Source organism: Pseudomonas sp. FME51 (assembly GCF_014897305.1).
Genome location: NZ_JABUYN010000002.1, coordinates 273,070 through 298,789, shown reverse-complemented (window position 1 = coordinate 298,789; position 25,720 = coordinate 273,070). Strand labels below are relative to the sequence as shown.

The window sequence follows — 25,720 nt, the reverse complement described above, 5'->3', positions numbered from 1 at the left end:
CATTCCATGCCGGGACGCTGCATTACTGCATTGCTACTGCGGACAGGCGCCCAGGTTGGCCTGAATAATCGCCAGGTCCTGCCCATCAGTCAGGCCGTCATGGTTGAAGTCATAGTGGCTGGACTCTCCCCATTCCGCACTGAGCTGGGTGTAATTGTCGATATCTTCCTGATCGACAACACCATCATCATTGCCGTCACCGGGGCAGACCTGGTGCGAGCTCAACAGCAAGCCAAGTTGAGACTCCAGCTCGTCGAAATGCTCCTGTTCAACGGCACTGAGCCCATCCAATGGCAATTCGTCTCCCTCACGATCCAGGTCAGGTTCGGGTACGGCCTGATCGACACGGTAGAACTCTTCAGTCTTGATCAGGATGCCGCTGTCGGTTGCCGGGTCGTAATGCAGTGCTTCGTTACGCACCAGTTTGTAGTCATCGTCACGTATGGCCATGTAGTCCAGGGCGCCCATGGTGACCTTGTTCTGGGCATAGGCACCGGGGTCATCTTCATAGATAGCCTGATTGACTTGCCAGCAATGATCTACCGCCTTGATAGGGTCTCCCTCTTCGGTACCGAGCACAGCCCCTGGCCCCCACCAAACACCGTTGTTGTCTGCGCAGATCTTGGCGGACATGGGCGTATGGGAGCAGAAGTAGCCATCGGTGCCAGCGAACACGCAAGGTCCATTCACGCCGTCGTTGGCCAGGATATTCAGCGCGCCGTGGGTGAAGTTGACGTCACGAACACTGTCGCGCTCGGGGTTGGTCAGATAGGACAGCATTTCCTCGGCGTCAGTACCGCGCGGCACCACCTCGTCCAGATCAATACCGGCGACATCGGCGAAGAACTGGTAGAGGTCAACCGCATTGATCATATGCTCGACATTGCGGTCGGGTTGCTCGACCAGCGGGCCCGACACCACCAGCGGTACCCAGACGCCGGTCTGATAGGCCGACCCCTTGGAACGGCTTAGATCAAAGCCAGCCTTGACCGTGGGGGCAAAGGAGCCGTTATCACCGATCACGACCACTACAGTATTGCTGGCTTGCGGATCGTAGCTCAGACCGCCATCGTCAGCCCGGCTGGCGACGCCGGTTTCCACCAGCAGCCGTCCCAGCTCGGTGTCCAGGGACTCGATCAGCGCATCGGTAATGCTTCTCTGATTGAGCGGCGCATCAACGGTACAGTTGGGCACAAGAGTGTTGGCCGCACCGGAAGGCACCAGATCCCTTGGCGGATGTTGTAATGGCGTATGGGCCGAGCTGAAGCTGACGGTAGCCATCCACGGCGTGTCATCACTGCGGGTATTGATCCAGTCAATGGCGGAATCCACCTCGATCGTCGCTCGGTAGCCGCGCGAACGAGGGTCAGCCAGACTGACATCCTCTACCTCACCATCCCAGTTGACGAGTAGCTTGGAAACATAGTGAGCATTCTCTATGTCGAAGTCCACGTAGCTCGGAGGCGTCTCCTCACAAGCCTGTCCAGGCACCAATACACCGCCCTGAGTCAGGCACTGCAAGCCTGCCGGATCGCCATGCTGTTCCCCAGCTATCTCGGTACAGCTGGCGGTGCCGTCCGCTTGAGGAATATAACAGGCTCCGGCATGCACCCCGTCAGGATGACCTACGCCAGGCACAAAGCCACAGGAATACTGGCCTATGTCGCCAACCCCACCCGCAGTGGTATCAATCGATGCCGGCAAGCCACCCCACCCATAGAAATACTCCCAGCCCAGGGAAGCGGGCGCAGCGAAACCGGCTGGGCTATTCTCCGGCCCGCCGAGGTGGAACTTACCAAACATGCCGTTCTCATAACCGGCGGTGGCCAGCACTTTGGGAATGGTCATCGCATAGGGCGACACGTGGGAGTTAGCCAGGTCGTCTGGCCCGATCGCCTGCAGAACGTTGGTCCGCATCGGATAGAGTCCGGTCATGAAGGTTGCCCGGCTCGGCGAGCACTCGGGCATGGCCCAGGTATTGCGAAAACGGATACCGCTATCGGCGAGGGCATCGATGGAGGGTACCGCGGGCGGCCCGGCTATATCGGTGCCGCCGTAACCGAAGGATTCCATCTGATCGATACCGACGTCGTCCATGATGACGAACAGAATGTTCGGCGGCTGGTCGCCTGCCGGTGGGTCATTGGATGATGAAGAACTGCTGCCGCTATCGAGCCAACAGGATGCCAGCGACATTGAAACAACCAGCAACGCACCTTGACGTAAGAGTCTGAACTGCATGGCATAGCCCTCTCTTGCTTTTTTTATCAGTGGCCCAGCTGTCGTAGCAGCGGGTCATCGGGGTTTTGTGCAGCCAGCTCCACTAACAGGGAGTCTGCCTCCACCTGGCCATCTGCGGAGCGCAGATAGCTAATCAAAGCCTGTCGAGTCCTGCGGTCGGTCGGGTGCGCCTCCAGCTGGCTGCGCAATAGCTCAAGCGCAGTTTGTACTTGCCCATTGCCGTGCAGCGCTACCGCCAGTACATAGGCGTAATCGGGCTGCTCCGGCGCCAGTTCGTGGGCCTGGCGTAGCGCGGTCAGTGCCTCGGTATATTGACGCTGGCGCACCAGCGCCAGGCCCAGGGCATGTTGCAGGGAGGGGTCTTGGGGGTATTGTTCGATGCCTTCTCGCAGCAGGCTCAATGCTGCCTCGGGGTCACTCGCCGCCTGTTCACGCAGCTGCGCCAGCATGATCCGTGCGGGGTGGAATGTCGGATCCTGTTGCAACGCCTTGCGCAGGGCCGGTTCGACCTCAGCCTCACGCCCGGTCAGCTGGTAGATACCGGCCAGGTTGAGCTGAGACTCGGCTCGCTCCAGCATGCTGTTCTGGCTTTGTTCATACTCGGCGATCAATTGCCGCAGAACCTGCGGCTGTACATTGGCGTCAGCCGCTAATTGCAATAATTGCCAGGCCGCCTCCAGCCGGACCGCTCGCACCGAGTCCTCCAACAGGCGGGTCAATAACTGGACCTGCTGCTGCGGCGCGACCAATGCACCCAGCAGCCCAGCGGCGGTATGGCGAACCTGCGCAGAGGAAGAGTCCAACGCCTCAACCACCGCCCTCTGGGCTGCGATGGAGGGATAACTGGGCAACTCGCTCAGCAATGTCGCCCGGCGGATATCCGCCAGGTCGGTACGCGCGAGTTGTCTTGCCAACGCGTCAGCCGCACCCGGCAGGCCTTGCCGCGCCGCATGCAGATCCCGGGCATAACCACCGTCACGCGGCTGGGCATCGGGGTACCACTGCTGAAACAGACTCACGACCTGGTCTTCCGTCTGCTGATGACAACCCAGGCAGGCGTCGGAATGCTCCAGCTGGCGCGCCTGCATGGGGTTGGGTGAGGTGAAGCTGTGGTCGTGGCGCAGGTCATTGACCATGTACAGCTTGCCCGGCATGTGGCAACTGACGCACTGGCTGCCCGCCGAGCCTGCGGGGTGGTGATGGTGGGACGGGTGGTCGTAATTCTTTGCCTGCAAGCCGCTGGCATCGATACCCGGTCTAGTCGCCTTGCCGCTCGGGTTATGGCACTGGGTGCAGACCGCGTTGGCCGGTGCCCGCAGTTGCGCGCTATGGGGATTGTGACAATCGGAGCAGACCACGCCGGCGGCGTGCATGCGGCTTTGCTGGAAGGAGCCGTATTCGAAGACTTCATCCTTGATCTTGCCGTCCACTTCATAGAGATCGGCAGTGAGCAGCACTGGCAGGTAATCATCCAGTAGCTGATTACCGTGGGTATGACCATTGCCCAACGGCATGCGGCGGCTGTGGCAGCGGGCGCAGCTTTCTGGCTGATTGCCGCTGGCCGAGGCTACCGGATTGTGCTCAAAGCCTTTGCTGTCACCGACCTCGTTATCAGCTCCCTTTTCCGCCCATTGCACGTGTCCTGCTGCCGGGCCATGACAGCTCTGACAACCCACACCCAAGGCTTCCCAGCGGCTGGCGTAGGTATCGGCTACCGGGTCGTAATCGCGCTGAAAACCGGTGGTGTGACATTCGATGCACATATAATCGGCATTCTGCTGCGCCCCGCTCCAGTGCAAGCGATGGTGATGATCCACGCCCTCACCATCGTACAGATGAAACCAGCGCTGCTCGGGCACATCCCAGGCGGCTCCGTGGGATTGCAGGCGGCCATCGTTCAGTTGCAGGAAGTATTGCTGCAGCGGTTCGACACCAAAGGTGTAGGCGACTTTATAGTCGGTGGGTTTGCCTTCGGCGTTGGGGGTGTTGATCCAGAAGCCTTCATCACGGTGAAAGAAGCGGCTGGTTTCGGTATCGGTGGTCAGGGATTGCTGGTCGAAGTTGCCCAGCACTGTGCTGTCGGTGGCCGGTTGCATGGCCAGTTGATGATGGGAGCCCAGCCAATCGGCATATTGCTCGGCATGGCAACCCTGGCAGCTGGTTTCATCCACCCAGTCCATGGTGGACGAGGATGCGGCAGACGGCGGCGGCTCATCACCTGCCAGCGATTGCCACGCAGCGCCAGACGCAATAATAGTTACCAGCAGCCACAGACTTCTTTTTATCATGGCTCAACAATGGCTCTTGTTATTTTCAGCATCGATGACCAATGCTGGAGAAGGCTTTGAATAAAAGGAATTTGTCTCTCTGGAAACGGAGTCTAGCCCATAACCCTCCTGCTACCAAGTAGAATTAGAGTTTTTACTCAGCCATCACTGATCTGCGCCGCACCCGCCTGCCGTTCCTGCTTCCGCCGCGACAGTACCCAGACGAAGAAGACCGGCACGAACAACACGCCCAGCGCTGTCGCCGTGACCATACCGCCGATCACGCCGGTACCGATGGCACGCTGACTGGCGGCACCGGCACCGGTAGCGATCGCCAGCGGCAACACCCCGAGCATAAAGGCCAGGGAGGTCATGATGATCGGGCGGAAGCGCAGCCGCGCCGCTTCGACCGCCGCGTCCTTCAAGGTCCGCCCTTCGCCGTACAGATCCTTGGCGAATTCGACGATCAGGATGGCGTTTTTCGCTGCCAGGCCGATGATGGTCACCAGACCGACCTTGAAGTAGACGTCATTAGGCAAGCCCACCAGGGTTACCGCCAGCACCGCACCAAGCGCACCAATGGGAACGATCAGAATGACCGACAACGGAATCGCCCAACTCTCGTACAACGCCACCAGCAGCAGGAATACCACCGCCAGCGCCAGCCCCAGCAATACCGGCGCCTGCGCCCCCGCGACCTTCTCCTGGAAGGACAGGCCAGTCCACTCGTAACCCACCCCGCTCGGCAACTCACTGACGATCCGCTCGATTTCCGCCATGGCGGCGCCGCTGCTGTAGCCTGGCGCGGCATCGCCGGAGACCTTGAAGGCGGGATAGCCGTTATACCGCACGAACTGCACCGGGCCGTTTTCCCATTCCATCTCGACGAAGGCGGATAACGGCACCTGTTCGCCCTGATGGTTGGGTACGTACAGCTTGCTGACGTCTTCCGGTGTCATGCGGCTGTTCACATCGGCCTGGACCACCACCTTCTGCATCCGCCCGAAGTTGGTGAACTCGTTGATCAGCGCCGAGCCGAAGGCGGTGGACAGGGTGGTGCTGATGGCACTGAAGCTGACACCGAGGGTCTCGGCTTTTTGCCGGTCGATATGCAGGCGCAACTGCGGCGCATCTTCCAGTCCTTCCACCATGGCATAGGCGATGACCGGCGAACTGTTGGCTTTCTGCAGCAGCTCGTTGCGCGCCGCCAGCAGCGCCTCACGACCCAGGCCGCCACGGTCCTGCAGACGCAGGGCGAAGCCGCCGGAGGTGCCCAGTCCCTCAATGGAGGGTGGCTGCACGGCAAAGATGGTGCCGTCGGCAACGCTGGCCAGGCTCTGGTTGGCCCGCCGGCTTTCGGCCTGCACGGATTCTTCCGCGCCCCGTTCGGACCAGTCGACCAGGGTCGGGAATGCCAGCGCCGCGTTCTGCCCCATGCCGGAGAAGCTGAAGCCCATCACCGAGACGATACCGGCCACGCTGGGGCGGGACAGGAAGTGCTCCTCCATCGCCGCGACGGTCTGCTCCGTCCGGGGCGTGGTGGCGCCCGGCGGCAGTTGTACATCGACGATCAGATAACCCTGATCCTCAGCCGGCAGAAAGGCTTCGGGAAGACGCAGGAAGGAGAAGATCAGTGCTGCGACGATGAGCAGGTACACCAGCATGAAGATACCGGAGCGCCTGACCAGCCCGCCGGTGGTGCGCTGATAGCCGCGAGTCAGGCCATTGAAGCGGCGGTTGAACCAACCGAAGAATCCTTTCTTTTCCGCATGCTGCCCCTTGGGGATCGGCTTGAGCAGGGTGACACACAATGCCGGCGTCAGGCTCAGGGCCAGGAAGCCGGAGAACAGGATAGACACCGCCAGCGACAGGGAGAACTGTTGATAGATCACCCCGACCGAGCCCCCCATGAACGCCAGCGGGAAGAATACCGCTGACAGGACCATGGTGATACCGACGATGGCACCAGTGATCTGCTTCATTGCCTTGCGCGTGGCTTCCTTGGGCGAAAGCCCCTCTTCAGCCATGATCCGCTCGACGTTCTCCACCACCACGATGGCATCGTCCACCAGAATCCCGATAGCCAGCACCATGCCGAACATGGTCATCATGTTGACCGAGAAGCCGATCACCGACATCACCGCAAAGGTACCCAGCAGACAGATCGGCACCACAATGGTCGGAATCAGGGTGTAGCGGAAGTTCTGCAGGAACAGGAACATCACCAGAAATACCAGCACCACGGCTTCGGCCAGGGTCATCACCACTTTCTTGATCGCCACGTCGACGAAGATCGAGGTGTCGTAGGGGGTGGAGTACTCCATGTCCTGGGGGAACAACGCCGACAGCTCCTCAAGCCGCTGCTTGACCGCGGTAGCGGTGGCGATGGCGTTGGCATCGGAGGTCAGCTGTACAGCCGCCGCAGCCGCCGGCTGGCCATTGAGACGGGAGCTGAAGCGATATTCCTCACGGCCCATTTCCACCCGGGCGACGTCACCCAGCCGCACCACGGAGCCGTTCGGATTGGCGCGCAGCACGATGTCGCTGAACTCTTCGGCGGTTTCCAGGGTGCCCTGCACCATCAGGGTTGCGGTCAGTTCCTGCTCACTGGTGCTCGGTTGCTCACCGAAGCTACCCGCCGGCACCTGCACGTTCTGCGCAGCGATGGCCCGATTCACATCCTCGATCGACAGGTCGTAGCCGACCAGCCGCGACGGATCGACCCAGACGCGCAGAGCCCGTTCGGAAGCGAACATCTGCACCCGACCGACGCCGGGAATCCGGCGAATCTCGTTGTTGATGTTGCGCGCGGCATAGTCGGCCAGCCCGACGGGGTCTTTATCCCCCTCCTTGTAGCTCAGCGCGTAGATCATCAGGAAGTTGCTGCTGGCCTGTTCCACCTGCAGGCCCTGCTGCAGCACCGGTTGCGGCAGGCGGGGCTCGGCGCGCTTGATGCGGTTCTGCACGTCCACCTGCGCCAGATCCGGATCGGTACCCGGCTCGAAGGTGACGTTGATCTCGGCCATGCCGTTGGAGCTGCTGGAGGACTCGTAGTAGAGCAGGCCCTTGGCTCCGTTGAGCTCTTCCTCGATGAGACTGGTCACCGTTTCATTGAGGATGGTCGCCGACGCGCCGGGATAGGTCGCGTAGATCATGATCTGTGGCGGCGCCACATTGGGATACTGGGCCACCGGCAACGATGGAATCGCCAGCAGACCGGCCAGGCAGATGAAAATCGCCACCACAAAGGCGAAGTTGGGGCGATCGATGAAGAACTGCGGCATGCTCTTTCCTCTGTTTGGCAATCAGTTGAATGGCGGCCGGAGCTCAAGGCCCCGGCGTACGCTCACTCGCTCGCCTCGCCCGCGGGCTGGTTGGCGGTCACCGGCTCGACAATGCTACCGGGCTGGAACTTGGCCACACCATCGACGATGACCCGCTCGCCCTGCTCCAGGCCCGACACCACTTGCCACTCACTGCCGCGCATGATGCCCAGTGTCACCGTACGCTCCTGCACCTTGTTTTCCTCGTCCACAGCCAGGACCCGTGGAATGCTGTCGGTACCCCGCCGTACCGCGCGTTGGGGCACAAATACTGCAGACGGCTCCATACCCAGCTCGGTCTCCACCCGCACATACATGCCCGGCAGCAGTACCGCATCCGGGTTGGGCAGCTCGGCTCGCAGGGTTACCTGACCGGTACTGGGGTCCACCGAAACATCGGAGAACAGCAGCCGCCCTTCCTGACTGAAACCATCTTGTCCCAGGGTGATACGCACCCGGGCCGCGCCATCTTCCTGCACTTCGATGCGCCCCTCAGCTGCCGCCGCGCGCAGGCGCAGCAGGTCATCTACCGATTGATTGAAGTCGGCGTAGATGGGGTCCAGCTGCTGAATATGCGCCATGGGTGTGGCCTCACCCTGGCCAACCAGGGCTCCCTCAGTGACCAGTGCCCGACCGATACGTCCATCGATCGGCGCCCGCACGGTGGCATATTCCAGATTCAGCCGAGCCGTTTCCAGCACTGCCTGGGCCGACAGCTTCTCGGCCTGGGCGCTTTTCTGCGCAGCGATGGCATTGTCGTATTCCTGCTGACTGATCGCGCGCGCCTCGGCCAGCGGCTTGTAACGCCGCACCAGGCTGTCTGCCTGATAGATGCTCGCTTCGGCACGAGCCAGCGCACCGCGCGCCTGCGCCACCGCGGCCTCCAGTGGCGCCGGATCGATTCGGAACAGGATATCGCCCGCCTTCACATCAGCCCCTTCTTCGAACAGCCGCTCCAGCACAATCCCCGGTACCCGCGCACGCACCTCGGCAGTGCGCGCCGGCTCGATGCGGCCCGGCAGGTCGCCGGTCAGCATGTGCGCCGCCGGCTCGATAACCTGAACCGGGGCTTGAGGTGGCGGTTGGTTCTGCGCGGAGTCGCTCTGGTCCTGCTGGCAGCCGGCCAGCGCCAGTGCGAGTGCGCCCAACAGAGCGAGGATGGTGTTGCGGAAAAGATGCCGTGGAGTGGGCATTGGTGCGTTTCCTTGGTCAGATGATGCCGGGCTGGAAAGTCAGCCGCCGCTGGTTGATCGATCTGTTCTTCGGTTTCATCTATATGCTGCGCGAATCGGAGTAACGGTGTCGGTACGTCCAAGCCGGCCTCAGTACCGCCAGCCCAGCCGCCGGAACACGAAGCCCATCAGCCACGCCGGCCCGATCAGCAGAAATTGCACATCTTTGAAAAAGGACGGCTTCTTGCCTTCTATCTGGTGACCGATGAACTGGCCGATCCAGGCCAGCACGAAAATGATCACGCTGGGCCAGAACACCTGCGGCATCATACTGAGTATCCACAGCATGAGCACACTCTGAACCAGCATCACCGCCGCCAGTTGCCATGACAACAATAGATAGAACATCAACGCCAAGCCGGCCAGCCCAACGGCGACCAGCGGATGCAGCGCCCACAGAATGCCGAGCACACTGAATGTGATCAGCGGCACACAGATCCAGTGCAACAATTTATTGGTCCGGTTGCGGTGGCTTTCACCGTACTCATCGAACCATTGATCGACCGTCTTCATCGGCAGCGTCCCTCGCCAGTTATTGTTATAGTTTGCAGTTCTTGAAAGGCGACTCCTTATGCCCGAAAAGCGCTTGGAGCAAAGTCGCCGCCATACCGATACCTGCCTGCTGATGGTAAGCTTAGCCCATGAATATGCCAACGTCCTTTCGCCCCGTAGTACTTTGCCTGTCCGGCCATGACCCCAGTGGCGGCGCCGGCCTGCAGGCTGATATCGAAGCACTGATCGCCCAGGGCTGCCATGCTGCACCGGCCATCACTGCGCTGACGGTGCAGAACACCGTTGATGTTCTCGACTTCCGTGTGCTCGACCGCGAGTGGGTGCTGGCCCAAGCCAATGCCGTACTCAATGATATGCCGGTGTCGGCAGTCAAGCTCGGCATGCTGGGTAATCTCGACATGGTCGATACCGTGGTGGAGATCATGCAAGCCCATCCGCATCTACCGCTGGTCTGCGACCCGGTATTGCGCGCGGGTGGCGGTGGCTCCCTCGGCAAGGATGAGGTGGGCTACGCCATGCGCGAGAAGCTGCTTCCGATCGCCCGCATCGTCACGCCGAATCTGCCCGAAGCACGCATCCTCGCTGAATTGCCCAACGGCAGCGCTGACGAATGCGCGGACAAGCTGCTTGAACGCTGCCAGAACCTGCTGATCACCGGCGGCCATGGTGATGAACAGGACATCCACAACCGCCTCTATTGCCGTGACGGCAGCCAGCACACTTTCACCTGTGCACGCTTGCCCGGCAGCTATCACGGCTCCGGTTGCACGCTGGCCAGCACCCTGGCCGGACGATTGGCCCTCGGCGAAGAGCTGGTCAGCGCCGTCAAGACTGCTCTGGATTACACCTGGCGCACTCTGCGTGATGCGGAGCAGCCCGGCCACGGCCAGTATGTGCCGCGCCGCCTGCCGCTGGATTTCTGCCAGTGAATTTGCGCGGCCTGTACGCCATTACCGACAGCACGCTGCTGGCCGATGGCAAGTTGCTGCCCTATGTCGAGGCCGCTCTGGCGGGTGGTGCGCGCCTGGTGCAGTATCGTGACAAGAGCGCCGATCCCGAGCGCCGCCTGGAAGAAGCCAGCCAGCTGAAAACCCTGTGCGAGCAGTATGCCGCCCAGCTGCTGATCAATGACGATCTGGAGTTGGCCAGCCGCTTGAAGGTTGGCGTACATCTGGGTCGCGATGACGGCAGCCTGCGTGAGGCGCGCCAGCAACTCGGCCCGCATGCACTGGTTGGCGCTACCTGCCACGCCAGCCTGGAATATGCCGAACAGGCAGTTGTCGCCGGGGCCAGCTATATTGCCTTTGGTCGTTTCTTCCAGTCCGCCACCAAGCCCGGTACACCAACAGCGAGCACCAGCCTGCTCCAGGAAGCCCGCTCGCGCTTTGCTGTACCCGTGGTTGCCATCGGCGGTATCACGCTGGATAACGCACAACCACTCTATGATGCAGGCGCCGACCTGCTTGCCGTCGTGCACGGACTGTTTGGCGTCGAATCCGCCGCCGCCGTTCGCCGTCGCGCACTTGATTTCACCGCTTTGACACCTTGAGAGAACTGCCCATGTCCCGCTCGGAAACCCTTTTTGCCAGTGCCCAGAAACATATCCCCGGTGGTGTGAACTCCCCAGTTCGCGCATTTCGCAGCGTTGGCGGCACGCCCTTGTTCATCAAGCATGCCGAAGGCGCTTACATCGTTGATGAAGACGACAAACGCTACGTCGACTACGTGGGTTCCTGGGGTCCGATGATCCTCGGCCACAGCCACCCGGACGTACTTGATGCCGTCCGTCGCCAGCTGGATCACGGCCTGTCCTACGGCGCGCCGACCGCGATGGAAACCGAGATGGCGGAGCTGGTCTGCTCCATGGTGCCGTCGATGGACATGGTGCGCATGGTCAGCTCCGGTACCGAAGCGACCATGAGCGCGATTCGCCTGGCGCGGGGTTATACCGGTCGCGATACCATCATCAAGTTCGAAGGCTGCTACCACGGTCATTCCGACAGCTTGCTGGTCAAGGCCGGCTCCGGCGCACTGACTTTCGGCGTACCCAGCTCGCCCGGCGTGCCGGCGGCCTTTGCCCAGCACACCCTGACCCTGCCCTACAACGACATCGCTGCCGTGCGTGAAAGCCTGAGCAAGGTCGGTAAGGACATCGCCTGCATCATCGTCGAACCGGTGGCCGGCAACATGAACTGCGTACCGCCCGTACCCGGTTTCCTCGAAGGACTGCGCGAAGCCTGTGATGAACACGGCGTGGTGCTGATTTTCGACGAAGTCATGACCGGCTTCCGCGTCTCTCTCGGTGGCGCACAGGCCTATTATGGCGTCACCCCTGACCTGTCGACCTTCGGCAAGATCGTCGGCGGCGGCATGCCGGTCGGCGCCTTCGGTGGCAAGCAGCACATCATGGAATACATCTCACCGCTGGGGCCGGTTTATCAAGCTGGGACGCTGTCCGGCAACCCATTGGCGATGGCCGCCGGCCTGACCACTCTGAAACTCATCAGCCGTCCCGGTTTTCATGACGAACTGACCAGCTATACCAGCCGCATGCTGCAGGGACTGCAGGATCGCGCCGATACGGCCGGCGTGCCCTTTGTTACTACTCAAGCGGGTGGCATGTTCGGACTGTATTTCAGTGGAGCCGATAACATCCTGACCTTCGAGGATGTCATGGCCAGCGATGCCGAGCGCTTTGCCAGGTTCTTCCACAGCATGTTGGAACAGGGTGTGTATTTTGCACCCAGCGCCTTCGAAGCAGGCTTCGCCTCCATCGCCCATGGCGATACCGAACTGCAGCTGACGCTGGATGCCGCCGAGCGGGCTTTCGCTTCCCTTTAATCAAAGGGCCAGCCAACCGCCGTCATGGCGGTTGGCTGGCGCACGGATCAGGCGCACAATAGCAACATCTTCCCTCCTTCAGGATCAGACGGCCCGCCAATAATGAATAGCTCTCTTGTCAGGTTCTTCAGCGCATTCACCCTGTGCACACTGAGCATCGGCACTCCCGTCGCGTCCGCCCAATCCCTTGCGCCGCTGGTGATCAGCACCGAAGAGCGCTGCGCCTTCAATCGCGTCGATGATGAGAGCCTGCCACTGGCGCTGGAAAACTGCACAGCTGCCGCCGAGGCCGGCGACATGCAGGCGCAATTTGAAATGGGCGAGCTGTATTACCATGGCGAACGCACCGAGCGGGATCTGCAGCAGGCGCTCAAGTGGTATGAACAGGCGTCGGTTCAGGGCCATCCGGATGCACAGTACCGCCTTGGCCTGATGCACATTGATGGCGAGGGCGTCGAGCGCAACCTGCCGCAGGCCTACATCATTCTGAAGATGGCTGCGGTCAATGGTCAGGATGCGGCAATGGATGCCAGTGACAGGCTGACCGAGCAGATGTCCGACGAAGAAGTCGCCGCCGCCACTCAGGTATTGGGCACACTGTTTCGCAACTACCTACGGCATATCCGTGAGGAGCAGTTGCGGCAGTTGCCGGGCGGCGCTGATGAGGCTGAACCGGCCGTTCAGTAAATAGTCGGCCAGTCCGAACGCCAGATTTGTGGGAGCTTTGTGGGAGCGGCCTTGGCCGCGTGGGTTTCAGGCAGGCCTCTTCGTGGCCAAGGCCACTCCCACAAAAAACCGTCTTCGAGCGCTGACCAGGATCAGTTGTTACCCGGTCCCTGACCCGGCCCCGGCTGCATCGGGAACGACATGACGTTGCCGCCCGCCTTGGCTTCACTGATCTTGGCTTGACCAACGCGCTCGACTTCATCGATGCGCACTATGGAATGTGCCGGGATAAAGCTGCGGTTGACGCCTTCGAACTGGTTCTTGAGCTTTTCCTCGCCCGGATCAACCAGCATCTGCGAGCGTTCGCCGAACACCAGCTCTTCGATTTCCAGAAACCCCCACAGCTCGCTCTGAAAAATCTGACGGGCGTACAGCTCGTAAACCTGACCTTGATTGAGAAAAATCACCCGAAAGATGGGCTGTTGCTTATCTTTGCTCATTGAACTCACACATCGTACAACATGAATAGGACCGCAGGCATCGGACGCCCGGTCAAAGGTCGCGGATCATATCACATTTAACCTTATCAACTGTGGTGTGCAGCCCGTCGCCGCAGGCATAACATCACCCCGGCCTTCCGTGTATAATCGCCGTTTTTCTCCACGAGTCACCTCTGCAAATCCCATGGCAAAAAAACTTTTTATCCAGACCCACGGTTGCCAGATGAACGAGTACGACAGCTCGCGCATGGCTGACCTGCTCGGTGAACATCAGGCAATGGAATTGACCGACCGCCCCGACGAGGCCGATTTCATCCTGCTCAATACCTGTTCGATTCGCGAGAAGGCGCAGGAGAAAGTGTTTTCCGAGCTGGGGCGCTGGCGGCCGCTGAAGGAAAAGAACCCGGATCTGATCATCGGTGTCGGTGGCTGCGTTGCCAGCCAGGAAGGCACGGCGATTCGCGACCGTGCGTCCTACGTAGATGTGGTCTTCGGCCCACAGACCCTGCATCGCCTGCCGGAAATGATCAACGCTGCCCGCACCACCGGCAATGCACAAGTGGACGTTTCTTTCCCGGAAATCGAGAAATTCGACAATTTGCCCGAACCCCGCGTGGACGGTCCGACCGCTTATGTCTCGGTCATGGAAGGCTGCAGCAAGTACTGCAGTTTCTGCGTGGTGCCCTACACTCGCGGCGAAGAAGTCAGTCGCCCGTTTGATGACGTGCTGGCCGAATGCGTGCATCTGGCCGAGAACGGCGTGCGCGAAGTCACCCTGCTGGGCCAGAACGTCAACGGCTATCGCGGCCAGACGCACGACGGCGGCATCGCCGACCTGGCTGACCTGATCCGGGTGGTAGCGGAAATCGATGGCATCGACCGCATCCGCTACACCACCTCGCATCCGCTGGAGTTTTCCGACAGCCTGATCCGCGCCCACGCCGAAGTGCCGGAGCTGGTGAAGTATCTGCACCTGCCGGTGCAATCAGGCTCCGACCGCGTACTGGCCGGCATGAAGCGCAACCACACCGCGCTGGAATACAAGTCCCGGATACGCAAACTCAGGGCGGCGGTGCCAGATATCATTCTCAGCTCGGACTTCATCATCGGCTTCCCCGGCGAGACCGACCGCGATTTCGAGCAGACCATGAAGCTGGTTGAGGAAGTCGGTTTCGATTTCTCCTACTCCTTCATCTATAGCGCCCGCCCCGGCACGCCGGCTTCCGACCTGCCCGACGACACCCCCATGGACATCAAGAAGCAGCGCCTGCAGATTCTCCAGGCCCGGCTCAATCAGCAGGGTTTCGAGAACAGCCGGCGCATGGTCGGCAGTACCCAGCGCATTCTGGTCACAGATTACTCGAAGAAGGACCCGGGCATGCTGCAGGGCCGGACCGAGCATAACCGCATCGTCAACTTCCGCTGTGACAAACCGCAGCTGATCGGCCAGTTTATCGATGTGCAGATCGACGAAGCACTGCCCCACTCTCTGCGTGGTACGCTGCTGAGCGAAACAGTGCATTGATTTCAGCGCCCTCCGTCCAGCCCGCTGTGCATGGCGGGCTGCGACTCATTGCCCATCTTTGCATAGCCCGATTTGCGGGCTATGCTGTCTTTCCTGATAGCCACATGGCCACTAACGGACCAATTTGAACGCTTCCTCGACTATTCATCGCTTCAGCATCGAGCCCGTAGACTCCCGGCGCTTTGCCAGTCTCTGCGGTCAATTCGATGAAAACCTTCGTCTTATCGAGCAACGCCTCGGTATCGAGGTCCGCAACCGCGGCAACCACTTCGAGCTGATCGGCGATCCAGCCATCACCCGTTCTGCCGAGGCAGTCTTGCGTCAGTTGTACCGCGAAACGCGGGACAACAAGGATCTGGAGCCGGATACCGTGCATCTGTATCTGCAAGAGTCGGGACTGGAAAACCTCAGCGAGTCACTGCAACAGACTGACGGCCACAAGCCCGTGGTACTGCGCACCAAGCGCATGACCATTCAACCGCGCGGGCCGAACCAACAGAGTTATGTGCGCTCGATTCAGGAACATGACATCAACTTCGGTATTGGTCCGGCCGGCACCGGCAAGACCTATCTGGCCGTCGCCTGCGCGGTGGATGCGCTGGAGCGCGAGCAGATCCGGCGCATTCTGCTGGTCCGCCCGGCAGTCGAGGCCGGCGAGAAGCTGGGCTTCCTGCCCGGCGACCTGTCGCAGAAGATCGACCCCTATCTGCGTCCGTTGTACGACGCCCTGTATGAAATGCTCGGTTTCGAACAGGTCGCCAAACTGATCGAGAAGCAGGTGATCGAGGTCGCACCGCTGGCCTATATGCGCGGGCGCACCCTGAACAACAGCTTCATCATCCTCGATGAAAGCCAGAACACCACGCTGGAACAGATGAAGATGTTCCTCACGCGCATTGGCTTTGGCTCCACGGCAGTGATCACCGGGGACATCACCCAGGTCGACTTGCCCCGTGGCACGCGCTCAGGCCTGACCCACGTGATGGATGTGCTCGAGGATGTGAAAGGTATCGGCTTTACTCACTTCAAATCCAAGGATGTGGTGCGTCATCCGCTGGTGCAGCGCATCGTCGAGGCTTATGAACGCTTTGACAGCCGCCAGGAGCAGGAGCGCGAGGAGCGCCGTAATGACCGTTGAGGTAGACATACAAAGGGCTACCGAGGCTATCGGGCAACCTGATGACGACAGTCTGATACGCTGGGCCGCCCTGGCCCTGCGTGACAAGCCCGGACAAGAGCTGACCATACGTCTGGTCGATACCGACGAAAGCCAGGCACTGAACAGCGAGTACCGGCACAAGGACTACCCCACCAATGTGCTGTCCTTCCCCGCTGACCTGCCTCCTGAACTGGACATCCCCTTGCTCGGCGATCTGGTCATCTGCGTTCCGGTAGTCAATCGCGAAGCTGCCGAACAGGGCAAGCCCGCAGAAGCTCACTGGGCGCACATGGTCATCCATGGCTGCCTGCACCTGCTGGGTTATGACCATATCGATGACGACGAAGCCGAGGAAATGGAAGCCCTGGAGCGCCGGCTGCTTGCCGAACTGGGCATTGCCGATCCCTATCTTGAAACCGACGAGTGATGAGTAATAACCCCATGAGCGAAGATCGATCGAGCAACGGACACAAGTCCTGGCTGGAGAGACTGACCCAGGCTTTTGCCCACGAACCCCGTAACCGCCAGGAACTGCTCGATTTGTTGCGCGAAGCGCAGCACAACGAGGTTCTCGACATCGAGGCACTGGCGATCATCGAAGGCGCACTGCAAGTCGCCGACATGCAGGTGCGGGACATCATGATCCCGCGCTCGCAGATGACCACCATCAAGGCATCCCAGACGCCCCGCGAGTTTCTACCATCGGTCATCGAGGCGGCTCACTCCCGCTTCCCGGTAATCGGCGAAAGCATCGACGACGTCCTCGGTATCCTGCTGGCCAAGGATCTGCTGCCGTTACTGCTGGAAGGCAATACCGAGCGCTTCAATATCAAGGACTTGCTGCGCCCGGCCACCTGCATCCCTGAGTCCAAGCGGCTCAATGTGCTGCTCAAGGAATTCCGCTCGACCCATAATCACATGGCCATCGTGATTGACGAGTATGGCGGTGTTTCCGGGTTGATCACCATCGAGGACGTGCTGGAACAGATCGTCGGCGACATCGAGGACGAGCACGACATCGATGACGAGGACTACATCAAACCCCTGCCCTCCGGCGACTACCTGATCAAGGGGCTGACCCCGATCGAGGATTTCAACGAGCAGTTTGATACCGGCTTTTCCGACGAAGAGTTCGATACCTTTGGCGGACTGGTAATGAATGCCTTCGGCCATCTGCCCAAGCGCAACGAGATCGTCGAGCTGGATGGATTCCGGGTACGCATTCTCAATGCCGACAGCCGTCGCGTGCATCTGCTGCGGGTGTCCGTGATCCAGCCTTGATATTGATGGGAGTGCTCCCACAGATTATCTGCAGGCCCGTGAAAATAGATGTTTGATGAGAGCTCTCATGCGACTGCTGGATAAACTGCTTGAGTTACTGCGCCTGCCCGGCTGGCGCGGCGATGTATTCGCCCTGATCGCCGGTGCGCTGACCACCCTATCGTTTACCCCCTTCGATATCTGGCCTCTGGGACTGTTGTCGGCGGCCCTGCTGTATCAGGGACTGCACGATCTGAATGGACGCCAAGCATTGTGGCGCGGCTGGTGCTGGGGTGTTGGGCTGTTTCTCAGCGGCGTATCCTGGGTTTACGTCAGCATTCATGTGCATGGCAATGCGCCCCCGGCACTGGCAGCGCTGCTGACTGCACTGTTTGTCGCTGGACTGGCGTTACTGCCGGCGGCAATGGGCTGGCTCTGGGCGCGCTGGCTGCGACCCAGTGGCAATCCCTGGTTGGCCGCGACGGGGTTTGCCGCTCTGTGGGTGGCTCAGGAATTCTTTCGCAGCTGGTTTCTCACCGGTTTTCCGTGGCTGTATCAGGGTTATGCCCATACCGATACCTGGCTGGCGGGTTGGGCGCCACTGGGCGGTGTCTGGTTGCTCAGCTTCCTTAGCGTCCTCAGCGCCTGCCTGCTCAGCGAGTGGCGTCTGTGGCGCCGCCTCGGCCATGGCTTGCTGGCGGGCGCGCTACTGACCGCGATCTGGATCGGCGGCGCCCTGCTAAGCAGCGTCGAATGGACCCGGCCAGCGGGTGCACCGCTCTCAGTGGCGCTGATTCAGGCCAATATCGAACAGTCGCGCAAGTGGGATCCCGCGCATATCGACCACACGCTGGCGACCTACCGCGACCTCAGCTATGCCCAGCCAGCAGACATCATCCTCTGGCCGGAAACCGCCGTACCCGTACTCAGCAGCCGCGCCATGCCCTTCGTCCAGGGCATGGCTACCAACCTGGCCCAGCAAGGCAGCACGCTGATTACCGGCATTCCGGTCGACGAAGTGGACGCCAAAGGTGAGATGCGCATCTACAACGGCATCATGGTGGCCGGCGACCAACCCAGCCAATACCTCAAGCACAAACTGGTGCCCTTTGGTGAATACGTGCCGCTGGAAGATCTGTTGCGCGGAGTGATCAGCTTCTTCGATCTGCCCATGTCGAACTTCTCCCGCGGCCCGTTGCAGCAGGAACCACTCGAAGCTGCGGGATACCGACTGGCACCCATGATCTGCTATGAAACCGTCTACCCCGATTTCGCTGGCCGACTGGCGGCGCACAGCGAGCTCTTGCTGTCCATCAGCAACGACAGCTGGTTCGGCAAATCCATCGGCCCACTGCAACACCTGCAGATGGCCCGCATGCGCGCCCTGGAAAGCGGACGCTGGATGATCCGGGGGACCAACAACGGCGTAACGGCGTTGATCGATCACCAGGGTCGAATCACCGCGCGCATACCGCAGTTCGAACAATCGGTATTGCGCGGCGACGTACAACCCCGCAAAGGTCTTACGCCTTGGCTGCGTTTCGGCAGCTGGCCGCTGGCGGTGTCAGTACTGGCTGCGCTGATGTTGTGCGCAGTCGCGCGCCGCAAGCACTGAGGGCGGCGCGGCGGCGCGCCCGAGATTGCTGAGGTAGAGAGGCATGCCATCACGCTGCATGGCACTGAGAATCTGCTTCAACAATTGCACATCCTGCTTGCTCAAACCGTACACTTCCAGCTCTGCCGGCACATCCTGCTGGCCCGCCATCCATTGCCGGGTACGAGCGACATCCAACGCCTGATCCAGACGGCGCAGCAGCCGCCCGTAGGATGAGTCGCGTCCACAGGCAAAAGGCTCCGGCTGCACATGTTTCATGATCTTTCTCCCTAGGTAAATATGGCTGTCCAAAGGCAGATGGACGTCCTTTGCCACAGCATAGACCCGACCTCCGATTTCTCCCGCGGCTCGCGACGAATGGCAACAGCCCCTACCTGTGCCCGGCCCGGTGGTGTATCCTGCCTCATTACTTTTTTCTCTGACATACGAGTCGACAAACAGTCCACGCCCATGCAAGAACAGTATTCTCCCCGCGAAATAGAAAACGCCGCCCAGACCGCCTGGGAACAAACCGACGCCTTCAAGGTGGACGAAACGCCAGGCCGCGAAACCTACTATTGCCTGTCGATGTTCCCCTACCCGAGCGGCAAGCTGCACATGGGCCACGTGCGCAACTACACCATCGGTGACGTGATCGCCCGCTACCAGCGGATGCAGGGCAAGAACGTACTACAGCCTATGGGCTGGGATGCTTTCGGTATGCCAGCGGAAAACGCCGCGATGAACAATAACGTCGCACCCGCCGCCTGGACCTATTCCAACATCGACTATATGCGCACCCAGCTGAAAAGCCTGGGGCTGGCAATCGACTGGTCGCGTGAGTTCGCCACCTGCACCCCCGAGTACTATCGCTGGGAACAGTGGCTGTTCACCAAGCTGTACGAAAAAGGCGTGATCTATCGCAAGAACGGTACCGTCAACTGGGACCCGGTCGACCAGACCGTACTCGCCAATGAACAGGTGATCGACGGCAAGGGTTGGCGCTCCGGCGCCGAGATCGAGAAGCGCGAAATCCCCATGTACTACTTCCGCATCACCGATTATGCGGAAGAACTGCTGGACTCGATGGACAACCTGCCCGGCTGGCCGGAACAGGTCAAAACGATGCAGCGCAACTGGATCGGCAAATCCGTGGGGATGGAAGTACATTTCCCCTACGATCAGACCTCGATCGGTAGCGCCGGCAAGCTCAAGGTCTTCACCACCCGCCCCGACACCTTGATGGGCGCGACCTATGTCGCAGTCGCCGCCGAGCATCCGCTGGCTACCCAGGCCGCCGAGAACAATCCGGCACTGCAGACCTTCATCAATGAATGCAAGCGTGGTGGTGTAGCCGAAGCTGATATCGCCACCCAGGAAAAGCAGGGCCGACCCACCGGACTGTTCGTCGAGCATCCGCTGACCGGCGAAAAGCTGCCGGTCTGGGTCGCCAACTACGTCCTCATGAGTTACGGCGAAGGTGCGGTCATGGCCGTACCTGCGCATGATGAACGCGATTTCGAGTTCGCCAGCCAGTTCCACCTGCCGATCAAACCGGTCATACGCACCTCGGCAGGCGACGAAACGCCCGCCCCCTGGCAGGATGCCTATGGGGACAAGGGCGAACTGATCAATTCCGAAGAATTCGACGGTCTGGACTTCGATAGCGCCTTCACCGCCATCGGCGAAGTGCTCAAGCAGAAGGAGCTGGGGGCACCCCGCACCCAATATCGCCTGCGCGACTGGGGTATCAGCCGTCAACGCTACTGGGGCTGCCCGATCCCGATCATCCACTGCGAGCATTGTGGTGATGTACCGGTACCGGAAGATCAACTGCCGGTCGTGCTGCCTGAAGACGTCGTGCCCGATGGTGCCGGCTCGCCGCTCGCTCGGATGCCCGAGTTCTACGAGTGCACCTGTCCGACCTGCAACCGGCCTGCTCGGCGCGAAACCGATACCATGGACACTTTCGTCGAGAGCTCCTGGTATTTCGCCCGCTACGCTTCGCCGCATTTTGAGCAGGGCATGGTAGACCCGGCCGCAGCCAACCATTGGTTGCCAGTGGATCAGTACATCGGTGGTGTCGAGCACGCCATTCTTCACCTGCTGTACGCGCGCTTCTTCCACAAGCTGATGCGCGACCAGGGCCTGGTCGATTCGGATGAGCCATTCAAGAACCTGCTGACGCAGGGCATGGTCATCGCCGAGACCTACTATCGTCTCGAAGAGAACGGCAGCAAGACCTGGTTCAACCCGGCTGATGTCGAGGTGGAGCGCGATGCCAAAGGCAAGGTCATTGCCGCTCACCTGGCAAGCGACGGACAGGCGGTGGTCATCGGCGGCATCGAGAAGATGTCAAAGTCGAAGAACAACGGGGTCGATCCGCAATTCATGATCGATCAGTACGGTGCCGATACCTGCCGCCTGTTCATGATGTTTGCCTCCCCACCGGACATGAGCCTGGAATGGTCGGACGCCGGTGTCGAGGGCGCGCACCGCTTCCTGCGCCGGGTCTGGCGCCTGGCCAATCAGCACACCACTCAGGGCTCCAGCGTGGCGCTGGATCTCAACAGTTTGAGTGATGCTCAGAAGGACCTGCGTCGCGCCATTCATATTGCGATTCGTCAGGCCAGCCAGGATATCGGCCAGCACCACAAGTTCAACACCGCCATTGCCGCCGTGATGACACTGATGAATGTACTGGAAAAGGCACCGCAGACCGGCGAGCAGGACCGCGCTCTACTGCAGGAAGGTCTGGAGACTGTCACCCTCTTGCTGGCACCTATCGCTCCGCACATCGGCCATGCGTTGTGGCAGGCATTGGGACACGACACTCCGGTGATCGACGCACCCTGGCCGACGCTGGACGAGACTGCCCTGGTACAGGACAGTCTCGAGCTGGTCATTCAGGTCAATGGCAAGTTGCGCGGCCACATTCAGGTGCCGGCCGATGCCAGCCGCGAAGACGTGGAAGCCACTGCCCGAGCCAATGAAGGTGTTCTGCGTTTTACTGAAGGCCTGAGTATCCGCAAGGTGATTGTGGTGCCCGGCAAGCTGGTCAATATTGTCGCCAATTGATACGCAACGGAGAATCGGCATGCCACTGCAACGTCCACGTCATCTGCTGAGTTGTGCTGTGCTCGGCACCAGTCTGCTGCTCAGCGCCTGCGGCTTCCATCTGCGCGGTACTGGGGTCGACGACGTCAAGCTGGATGAACTGAGCGTCACTGCCCGCAATAGCTACGGCCCTACTTACCAGAGTGTGCTGGAAGCACTCCAGATCAATGGTGTGGACGTACGCACCTCAGCACCCTACCACCTGCAGCTGCTGGATGAACGCAAGGATCGGCGCGCGGTCACCTATACCTACCGGTCGACTCCTGCCGAATATGAGCTCACCAGTGAGCTGACATTCCAGATCAGCGACCGCCAGAATCGCCCTCTTATCGGGCCGGAAACCCTCTCCACCCAGCGGGTCTATGTGAACGACAAGGACAACCTGATCGGTACCAGCGAAGAAGAAGACTTGCTGCACCGCGAGATGCTTCAGGACTTGACTCGTCAGCTGATGTTCCGCTTGTCGAGTATTTCCGCCAGCGATCTCGCGGCTCGCGAACAGGCGCTTGATCGTCAGGCTCCCTGAGTCGTGAAGCTCAACGCAGGGCAGCTTCAGCGCCAGCTCGGTGACGGGCTGGCGCCGGTCTATGTGATCAGCGGCGATGATCCGCTGCTCGCCGGTGAAGCTGCCGATCTGGTTCGCCGTGCCTGTCGCGAGGCCGGCAGCGAAGAGCGCCTGGTATTTCACGTGGATCGCAGTTTCGACTGGGGTCACTTGCATGATGCCAGTCACAGCCTGTCACTGTTCGCTCAACAGCGTCTGATCGAACTGCGCATTCCCGGCGGCAAGCCTGGGGATGAAGGCGGCAAGGCTCTGCTGGCCTGGCTGGACAACCCTCCCCCCGACACGACCTTGCTGGTTACCCTGCCCAAGCTGGACGGCAGCACCCAACGCAGCAAATGGGCCAAGGGCCTGATCGAGCATGGCAGCAGCCGCTTCGTACAGATCTGGCCGATAGATGCACAACAGTTGCCGGGCTGGATGCGTGATCGTCTGGCTGCCGCCGGTCTGCACGCCACGCCCGAAGCACTGGAGCTGCTGAGTGTGCGCGTCGAGGGCAACCTGTTGGCCGCCGCGCAGGAGATCGAGAAGCTCAAGTTATTCTGCGACAGCGGTCAGCTGGACCTGCAGACGGTGCAGCTGGCGGTTGCCGACAGCGCCCGCTTCGATGTTTTCAATCTCACCGACGCCATGTTGCAGGGCGATGCCCAGCATGCGCTGCGTATATTGCAGGGTTTGAAAGGAGAAGGCGTGGAAGCACCAGTGGTGCTCTGGGCGGTCACCCGAGAATTGCGCAGCCTGCATAACATGGCCCACGATCTCGCCCGTGGCATCCCTCAGGACAAGGTTTTTTCCAGCCAGCGCCCGCCGATCTGGGACAAGCGCAAACCTCTGGTGTCTCGCGCCCTGCAACGTCACACGGTGACCACCTGGGAAGCGATGCTGCGCCTCGCTCAGCAAGCCGATGAGCAGATCAAGGGTCAGGCTTCAGGCTCGTCCTGGGACAGTCTGGCGCTGATGCTGGTAAAAGCAGCCGGCGCCAGACTGCCTCTGGCTACCAGCTAACCCGCTCAATCCAGCCCTTCATCCAACTGCGGTGCCGGAGCGAACTGGCTGCGACGCCATTTCAACAGGGCGGCTATCGAGTTAGCTGCCAATACCCCGATGGAATAGAACACGACGAAGGGATCAATCAGGTAGTCCCAGTAATTGTCCGAAGCCTTGATACCCAGCGTGAAGGCCAATGTGGCCAACGTCAATATGAGCACACCGAGCATGTTGCCCAGCAACAGAAGTGCCAACGCCAGCATTCCTATCAGTGCAATCAACATCCGCGGCGAGTATCCCCAGCCGTAGGTGTCGAGCATTCCCACACCCATCGACGCGGGATAGAGCAACACCCCCAACACGGCGAATACCGAGCATAACTGCCACGAACAAGCACTCGACCCAGGCTGCAGCCAGCCCAGCCGTAGCGCCGTTCCGGCGAGCATCCAGACCATCGCCGTGATAGAAAGCTCGTCAGTCAGTCCGCGCAGGTAACCGGCCAATGACAACCCGGTGGGCAGGGGGATGATTCCTATGACCAGCACCACAAGCAACAGCGGACCACGGTAGCGCATGGGGATTCGGCGGTTCGGCAACAACAGGAACACAATCAGGGCAAAGCTCAGGCAAGACTGCAGGCTTACGGGAATCACAGCTGCGCCTCCACCCAGGCATCATTGAATGCCACGTGCTTGATAAAACTGTTATTCCAGGCGTAGACCACGTGGTAGCGGCCATCGGTGGCACGAATCATATATGGGTACTCATACTGGAAGTCGCACATGCCTTTGCGGCACATGCGTTGATCGATCTCGCGCAGGTAGTCGGCCAGCAGCCCCCGGCGCGCCGCGCCGCCGGTCGATAGAAACTTCTCACCGATCAATTCCTCATACTTGAATCGCGGAAAGGGCTTGCCTTGCGGGTCCGGTGAAGCATCAAGGGAGGCTACCAGCGACCATTCTGTGAGACTTTCCGAGGCTTCGTCCAAGCTCAGACTGAAGCGCCCATCAATCAGGTTATTCTGCGCCACCAGCAAACTGCCCTGGCTGGAACGTACAGCAGCGAGGGATGCATTGGGATTCCATGGCGCAACCGCCCACTCGGGTTTCCAGGTACGCCCGGCGTCTTCGGTGACGGTAGCCAGTACGTGCCCGACCTCGCTCGCATCCCGCAACAGGGCTACGGCTCGTTTACCACCCAGAGGGACTATAGTGGGTTGCAATGAATTGGTGCCATCGGCAATGCGGAATTTGTCGACCACCCGCCCCTGTGCATCCATATACAGATACTCGGGAAACTTGCCGAGAAACTCGTGATATACCGGCAGACCGATCGAACCATCTTCGTGAAACACCGGCGCAGCGCGCACCAGCGTGCTTATATTCACGAAGGGTGTGGTGATCAGCTGCCGTGGCTTGGACCAGTTGGCACCGAGATCGTCGGACACCATGACGTTCACCGCGCTGCCTGCCCAACCACCCACCGAGACCGACACATAGAACAACCACAAGCGATCATCCGGTGAGTAGGCGATCACCGGGTTACCCAGCTTACGGATTGGCTTGCCTATCGCGCGGCGGGTCATTTCCCGCGTAACCAGAACGCGCTCTTCATCCCAGCTGCCGCTTACCGCGTCGAATCGCGCAGCGCGAATATCAACATCGGCGGCACCTTCTCTGGAGCCGGCAAACCAGACCGCCATCAGATCCCCCTCAGGCAAAGCCGCAACGGAGGGCGAGTGGACAAACTCATCCAGGTCCGATGAAGCGAAACCCTGTTGGAACTCTGCATCCTGATGTAGAAAGGAGGACTCGAAATCCTGAATAGGGAAAGGTGAGAAATCCGACATTTCGTAAGTCGGATGTAAAAACCATGCGGTAAAAAACACACCCAAGACAGCGGGAATCGCCAGCATCCGCCATCGACTGAATTT

21 protein-coding genes are annotated in these 25,720 nt (G+C 60.4%); 12 read left to right on the top strand and 9 right to left on the bottom strand.

The annotated features are described in order from the left end of the window. Window positions 1-33 precede the first annotated feature (33 nt). The 5 genes from INT39_RS05795 to INT39_RS05775 form a co-directional block, all read right to left on the bottom strand. Complete coding sequence (locus tag INT39_RS05795) at window positions 34-2,241, bottom strand: sulfatase-like hydrolase/transferase (RefSeq protein ID WP_193072740.1); 2,208 nt, start codon at window positions 2,239-2,241, stop codon at window positions 34-36. A 26-nt stretch (window positions 2,242-2,267) separates the two neighbouring features. Further along, window positions 2,268-4,529 carry a tetratricopeptide repeat protein gene (locus INT39_RS05790; RefSeq protein ID WP_193072738.1) on the bottom strand — a complete coding sequence of 754 codons (2,262 nt, stop codon included), beginning with the start codon at window positions 4,527-4,529 and terminating at the stop codon, window positions 2,268-2,270. Between the two features lie 137 nt (window positions 4,530-4,666). Then, window positions 4,667-7,792 (bottom strand): efflux RND transporter permease subunit, encoded by a 3,126-nt coding sequence (locus tag INT39_RS05785; RefSeq protein ID WP_193072736.1) that lies wholly within the window; start codon window positions 7,790-7,792, stop codon window positions 4,667-4,669. A gap of 62 nt (window positions 7,793-7,854) precedes the next feature. Next, window positions 7,855-9,024: an efflux RND transporter periplasmic adaptor subunit gene (locus tag INT39_RS05780; RefSeq protein WP_193072734.1), complete on the bottom strand. Its 1,170-nt coding sequence runs from the start codon at window positions 9,022-9,024 to the stop codon at window positions 7,855-7,857. 129 nt (window positions 9,025-9,153) lie between these two features. Further along, a complete protein-coding gene (locus INT39_RS05775; RefSeq protein WP_193072731.1) occupies window positions 9,154-9,576 on the bottom strand; it encodes a DUF962 domain-containing protein in 423 nt (140 codons plus the stop codon). Window positions 9,577-9,704: 128 nt separating this feature from the next. Here INT39_RS05775 and INT39_RS05770 point away from each other — a divergent pair, with 128 nt between their 5' ends. From INT39_RS05770 to INT39_RS05755, 4 genes are all read left to right on the top strand, one after another. After that, window positions 9,705-10,505: a hydroxymethylpyrimidine/phosphomethylpyrimidine kinase gene (locus tag INT39_RS05770; protein ID WP_193072730.1), complete on the top strand. Its 801-nt coding sequence runs from the start codon at window positions 9,705-9,707 to the stop codon at window positions 10,503-10,505. Beyond that, on the top strand, window positions 10,502-11,125 hold the full coding sequence (gene thiE / locus INT39_RS05765; protein ID WP_193072728.1) for a thiamine phosphate synthase: 624 nt from the start codon (window positions 10,502-10,504) through the stop codon (window positions 11,123-11,125). The genes INT39_RS05770 and thiE overlap by 4 nt, the downstream gene beginning before the upstream one ends. 11 nt (window positions 11,126-11,136) lie before the next feature. Continuing rightward, window positions 11,137-12,417 (top strand): glutamate-1-semialdehyde 2,1-aminomutase, encoded by a 1,281-nt coding sequence (hemL, locus tag INT39_RS05760; RefSeq protein WP_193072727.1) that lies wholly within the window; start codon window positions 11,137-11,139, stop codon window positions 12,415-12,417. 102 nt (window positions 12,418-12,519) lie between these two features. Beyond that, on the top strand, window positions 12,520-13,104 hold the full coding sequence (locus INT39_RS05755; RefSeq protein WP_193072725.1) for a tetratricopeptide repeat protein: 585 nt from the start codon (window positions 12,520-12,522) through the stop codon (window positions 13,102-13,104). Window positions 13,105-13,235: 131 nt separating this feature from the next. Here the strand turns inward: INT39_RS05755 and INT39_RS05750 are convergent, their stop codons facing one another. Beyond that, window positions 13,236-13,583 (bottom strand): DUF1820 family protein, encoded by a 348-nt coding sequence (locus tag INT39_RS05750; RefSeq protein ID WP_193072723.1) that lies wholly within the window; start codon window positions 13,581-13,583, stop codon window positions 13,236-13,238. A gap of 184 nt (window positions 13,584-13,767) precedes the next feature. Here INT39_RS05750 and miaB point away from each other — a divergent pair, with 184 nt between their 5' ends. From miaB to lnt, 5 genes are all read left to right on the top strand, one after another. Beyond that, window positions 13,768-15,108 carry a tRNA (N6-isopentenyl adenosine(37)-C2)-methylthiotransferase MiaB gene (miaB, locus tag INT39_RS05745; RefSeq protein ID WP_193072721.1) on the top strand — a complete coding sequence of 447 codons (1,341 nt, stop codon included), beginning with the start codon at window positions 13,768-13,770 and terminating at the stop codon, window positions 15,106-15,108. Between the two features lie 124 nt (window positions 15,109-15,232). Further along, a complete protein-coding gene (locus tag INT39_RS05740; protein ID WP_193072719.1) occupies window positions 15,233-16,246 on the top strand; it encodes a PhoH family protein in 1,014 nt (337 codons plus the stop codon). Continuing rightward, window positions 16,236-16,694: an rRNA maturation RNase YbeY gene (ybeY, locus tag INT39_RS05735; protein ID WP_193072717.1), complete on the top strand. Its 459-nt coding sequence runs from the start codon at window positions 16,236-16,238 to the stop codon at window positions 16,692-16,694. Before INT39_RS05740 ends, ybeY begins: the two co-directional genes overlap by 11 nt. 14 nt (window positions 16,695-16,708) lie before the next feature. After that, the gene (locus INT39_RS05730; protein WP_193072714.1) at window positions 16,709-17,548 is read left to right on the top strand and encodes an HlyC/CorC family transporter; all 840 of its coding nucleotides are present in this window, start codon (window positions 16,709-16,711) and stop codon (window positions 17,546-17,548) included. Between the two features lie 67 nt (window positions 17,549-17,615). Continuing rightward, the gene (gene lnt / locus INT39_RS05725; protein ID WP_193072712.1) at window positions 17,616-19,142 is read left to right on the top strand and encodes an apolipoprotein N-acyltransferase; all 1,527 of its coding nucleotides are present in this window, start codon (window positions 17,616-17,618) and stop codon (window positions 19,140-19,142) included. Here lnt and INT39_RS05720 read toward each other — a convergent pair. Next, window positions 19,092-19,400: a hypothetical protein gene (locus tag INT39_RS05720; protein ID WP_193072710.1), complete on the bottom strand. Its 309-nt coding sequence runs from the start codon at window positions 19,398-19,400 to the stop codon at window positions 19,092-19,094. The genes lnt and INT39_RS05720 overlap by 51 nt on opposite strands. A gap of 192 nt (window positions 19,401-19,592) precedes the next feature. Here INT39_RS05720 and leuS point away from each other — a divergent pair, with 192 nt between their 5' ends. From leuS to holA, 3 genes are read left to right on the top strand one after another with little or no spacing between them, the layout of a single operon-like run. Then, window positions 19,593-22,199: a leucine--tRNA ligase gene (gene leuS / locus INT39_RS05715; protein WP_193072708.1), complete on the top strand. Its 2,607-nt coding sequence runs from the start codon at window positions 19,593-19,595 to the stop codon at window positions 22,197-22,199. A gap of 19 nt (window positions 22,200-22,218) precedes the next feature. After that, complete coding sequence (lptE, locus tag INT39_RS05710) at window positions 22,219-22,764, top strand: LPS assembly lipoprotein LptE (RefSeq protein ID WP_193072705.1); 546 nt, start codon at window positions 22,219-22,221, stop codon at window positions 22,762-22,764. A 3-nt stretch (window positions 22,765-22,767) separates the two neighbouring features. Beyond that, complete coding sequence (holA, locus tag INT39_RS05705) at window positions 22,768-23,805, top strand: DNA polymerase III subunit delta (protein ID WP_193072704.1); 1,038 nt, start codon at window positions 22,768-22,770, stop codon at window positions 23,803-23,805. A gap of 5 nt (window positions 23,806-23,810) precedes the next feature. On the opposite strand, the gene INT39_RS05700 is transcribed toward holA, so the two are convergent. Together INT39_RS05700 and INT39_RS05695 are read right to left on the bottom strand one after the other, a co-directional pair. After that, window positions 23,811-24,440, bottom strand: coding sequence for a hypothetical protein (locus tag INT39_RS05700; protein ID WP_193072701.1), 630 nt, complete (start codon window positions 24,438-24,440; stop codon window positions 23,811-23,813). Beyond that, the gene (locus tag INT39_RS05695; protein WP_193073043.1) at window positions 24,437-25,702 is read right to left on the bottom strand and encodes a sialidase family protein; all 1,266 of its coding nucleotides are present in this window, start codon (window positions 25,700-25,702) and stop codon (window positions 24,437-24,439) included. The genes INT39_RS05700 and INT39_RS05695 overlap by 4 nt, the downstream gene beginning before the upstream one ends. Window positions 25,703-25,720: the final 18 nt, after the last annotated feature.

Bases quoted from the DNA above. Each gene is read 5' to 3' on its own strand.
- INT39_RS05795 (WP_193072740.1), bottom strand. From the start codon at position 2,241: ATGCAGTTCAGACTCTTACGTCAAGGTGCGTTGCTGGTTGTTTCAATG.
- INT39_RS05790 (WP_193072738.1), bottom strand. From the start codon at position 4,529: ATGATAAAAAGAAGTCTGTGGCTGCTGGTAACTATTATTGCGTCTGGC.
- INT39_RS05785 (WP_193072736.1), bottom strand. From the start codon at position 7,792: ATGCCGCAGTTCTTCATCGATCGCCCCAACTTCGCCTTTGTGGTGGCG.
- INT39_RS05780 (WP_193072734.1), bottom strand. From the start codon at position 9,024: ATGCCCACTCCACGGCATCTTTTCCGCAACACCATCCTCGCTCTGTTG.
- INT39_RS05775 (WP_193072731.1), bottom strand. From the start codon at position 9,576: ATGAAGACGGTCGATCAATGGTTCGATGAGTACGGTGAAAGCCACCGC.
- INT39_RS05770 (WP_193072730.1), top strand. From the start codon at position 9,705: ATGAATATGCCAACGTCCTTTCGCCCCGTAGTACTTTGCCTGTCCGGC.
- hemL (WP_193072727.1), top strand. From the start codon at position 11,137: ATGTCCCGCTCGGAAACCCTTTTTGCCAGTGCCCAGAAACATATCCCC.
- INT39_RS05755 (WP_193072725.1), top strand. From the start codon at position 12,520: ATGAATAGCTCTCTTGTCAGGTTCTTCAGCGCATTCACCCTGTGCACA.
- INT39_RS05750 (WP_193072723.1), bottom strand. From the start codon at position 13,583: ATGAGCAAAGATAAGCAACAGCCCATCTTTCGGGTGATTTTTCTCAAT.
- miaB (WP_193072721.1), top strand. From the start codon at position 13,768: ATGGCAAAAAAACTTTTTATCCAGACCCACGGTTGCCAGATGAACGAG.
- ybeY (WP_193072717.1), top strand. From the start codon at position 16,236: ATGACCGTTGAGGTAGACATACAAAGGGCTACCGAGGCTATCGGGCAA.
- INT39_RS05730 (WP_193072714.1), top strand. From the start codon at position 16,709: ATGAGCGAAGATCGATCGAGCAACGGACACAAGTCCTGGCTGGAGAGA.
- lnt (WP_193072712.1), top strand. From the start codon at position 17,616: ATGCGACTGCTGGATAAACTGCTTGAGTTACTGCGCCTGCCCGGCTGG.
- INT39_RS05720 (WP_193072710.1), bottom strand. From the start codon at position 19,400: ATGAAACATGTGCAGCCGGAGCCTTTTGCCTGTGGACGCGACTCATCC.
- leuS (WP_193072708.1), top strand. From the start codon at position 19,593: ATGCAAGAACAGTATTCTCCCCGCGAAATAGAAAACGCCGCCCAGACC.
- lptE (WP_193072705.1), top strand. From the start codon at position 22,219: ATGCCACTGCAACGTCCACGTCATCTGCTGAGTTGTGCTGTGCTCGGC.
- INT39_RS05695 (WP_193073043.1), bottom strand. From the start codon at position 25,702: ATGCTGGCGATTCCCGCTGTCTTGGGTGTGTTTTTTACCGCATGGTTT.